The sequence below is a fragment of the Bradyrhizobium sp. genome (assembly GCF_049798375.1).
In the GTDB taxonomy this organism is placed as follows: domain Bacteria; phylum Pseudomonadota; class Alphaproteobacteria; order Rhizobiales; family Xanthobacteraceae; genus Bradyrhizobium.
In genome coordinates this window covers 1-2600 of record NZ_JBARGP010000152.1, presented here as the reverse complement: position 1 = coordinate 2600, position 2600 = coordinate 1, and the positions used below count along the sequence as shown (strand labels likewise).

The window sequence follows — 2600 nt, the reverse complement described above, 5'->3', positions numbered from 1 at the left end:
CCATCGTCGCGGGCCAGGTAACGCGCCGCGGCGGCAAGGCCACCGGCGCGCGCCCGGGACGGCTGATCAGGGGCGCGCAGGCAGATGTGAATTGACGTTGCTCTTTCCGCTGTCATCGCCCGTGAAGGCGGCGATCCAGTACGCCGCAGCGTCTCGTTCAAGCACTACTGCCTCTGGAATACTGGGTCACCCGCCTTCGCGGGTGACGACATCTGTGAATGGCGCGGCACCGCGCGACGTACTGGTAACTGCTCAAGCAAATTTCGGCGCGGTCTTCTCCTGATGCGCCAGCAGCCGGGCGCGCTCGGTGTTCGGCCACAGCAACAACAAGCCGATCAGGCCGGAGATGATCATGATCACGGCATTGATGGTGTAGCCGAGCATGTAGCCGTCGATCACGCTGCTCGCGTTCTGCACCACCTTGCCCATCACGTTCGGCGCCAGGATGCCGGCCAGGGTATAGATCGCGCCATAGATCGCCATCACGGCGCCGCGCTGCGACACCGGCGTGAATTCGCCAATCATCAGCGGGCACACCACGTAGATCGCGCCGGTCAGGCCCGATCCGACCACCAGCAGCACTATCCGGATCGTCGCGCTGCCGCCATAGGGCACCAGCGCCACGATCAGGCCACCGACCACCAGCGGCGCCGCGCCGAGCACGCCGCGCGCGATCCGGGTCGACAGGCCCCGCGCCATCATCACTTGCGACAGCCAACCCGTCAGCAGCACGGTCACCGCGCCGAACAGCCACGGCAGCACCGAGACGAAGCCGGCCTGCTGCTGGCTGAAGCCGAGGCCCGCGACCAGGAACGACGTCAGCCAGGTCAGGCCGAGCGACAGCGCCCAATAGGCGCCGAAGCTCGCGGCGACGCAGCCGATGAAGGTGCGCGACGACAGCAGCCGGGCGTATGGCACGCGCGCGTCCAGCGCGGCGGCGGTCGCGGCGCCCGCGATCGGCCCTTCCCTGCCGAGCAGCGACCACGCGACGACCCACAGCAGCCCGACCATTCCGAGCGCGCCGAACGCATAATGCCAGCCGTAATGGACGATGATCGCATTCAGCGCCGGCACCGCGAGGATGACACCGAAGGCGGAGCCTTGCGTCATGATCGCGGTCGGCAGTCCACGCTTCTCGTCCGGGAACCATTTGTAGATCGCATGAAGCGCGACCGAGGCGGCCGGCCCCTCGCCTGCGCCGAGCACGATGCGGCAGATCATCAGCGTCGTCAGGCTGACGGTGCCGAGCATCGGGAACTGCGCCAGCGCCCAGACCAGCGCGAGCACCAGCAGCACCCAGCGCGTCGCGACGCGATTAACCAGGAAGCCGACCGCGACGGCGGAGATCGAGAACAACAGGAAGAACGACGAGCCGAGCAGGCCGAACTGTTCCGGCGTGAGCTGAAGCTCCTTCGCGATCGGCACGCCCGCCAGCCCGACCACGATCTTGTCGGCGAAGTTCACCACCATCAGCAGGAACAGGAGGATTACAATTTTCCAAGCGCCATCGGGCGTCTGTTGCGCGCTCTCCGGCGTCGTCTGCACGGCCATCATCCTTCCTTGTCGTTCTTCTTATGCCGCCTTTTGGCGGTCGTCCGGCCATGGTAGCCGTGGTCCAACGGCGCAGGCAACAAGGCATTTGTCAAACCTGCGCGTGCCCCGCTGCGATTGCAACGAAGCCGTGATCTTGCGCTGCGGACTTGCTATATGCCGCATAGCGTCAAGACAAAGCGAACCAGCAATCTGGCGAAACGATCGTGCTCAGCATCCGTCACCTGACCAAGACCTATCGGGCCGCCGGCGAGCCGGTCAGCGTGCTGCGCGGCGTCGACCTCGACGTCGCGGCGGCCGAGCGCGTGGCGCTCACAGGCGAATCCGGCTCGGGCAAGAGCACGCTGCTGCATCTGATCGCGGGGCTCGATGCGGCCGACAGCGGCGACATCGACCTCGACAATGTGCGCATCGGCAAGCTTGACGATGCCGGGCGCGCGGCGTTGCGGCGCGATCGACTGGGCCTGGTGTTCCAGCAATTCAATCTGGTGCCAAGCCTCTCGGTTGATGACAATTTGAAATTTCAAGCGCGGCTCGCCGGTCGCCACGATGCCACCTGGCATGATGAACTCGTGGAACGGCTTGGCTTGTCGGCACTGCTCTCGCGCTACCCTGAGCAGCTCTCCGGCGGCCAGCAACAACGGGTTGCAATCGGCCGCGCGCTGGCGGTAAAGCCGCTGCTGCTGCTCGCCGACGAGCCGACCGGCAATCTCGACGAGGCGACCGCCGACGAGGTGATGGGCCTGACGCGCGATCTCGTCGCGCGCACCGGCTGCGGCTTCCTGATGGTGACGCACAGCGCGCGGCTCGCCGCGATGCTGGACCGCCGCGTCACCTTGCATGCAGGACGCGTCGCATGAGCCGCGTGCTCTGGATCCTCGCCGTTCTGCTCAGCCATTGGCGGCGACATCCGATGCAGCTCGCCACGCTCCTGATCGGGTTGATCTCGGCGACCGCGCTGTGGAGCGGCGTGCAGGCGCTGAACCAGCAGGCGCGCAACTCCTACGACCGTGCGGCCGCGATCTTCGGCGGCGCGCGCACACCGATGC

Annotated in this window: 3 protein-coding genes; 2 read left to right on the top strand and 1 reads right to left on the bottom strand. The window is 66.6% G+C overall.

The genetic code is table 11. From position 1 onward, the window contains the following. Window positions 1-252: 252 nt before the first annotated feature. The gene (locus WA702_RS06580) at window positions 253-1551 is read right to left on the bottom strand and encodes an MFS transporter (protein WP_425109726.1); all 1299 of its coding nucleotides are present in this window, start codon (window positions 1549-1551) and stop codon (window positions 253-255) included. 206 nt (window positions 1552-1757) lie between these two features. Between WA702_RS06580 and WA702_RS06575 the strand changes: the two genes are divergently transcribed. Continuing rightward, a complete protein-coding gene (locus WA702_RS06575) occupies window positions 1758-2411 on the top strand; it encodes an ABC transporter ATP-binding protein (protein WP_425109725.1) in 654 nt (217 codons plus the stop codon). Beyond that, window positions 2408-2600 (top strand): hypothetical protein (locus WA702_RS06570; protein WP_425109724.1); only part of this gene is annotated, 193 nt, incomplete at its 3' end. The genes WA702_RS06575 and WA702_RS06570, both read left to right, overlap by 4 nt.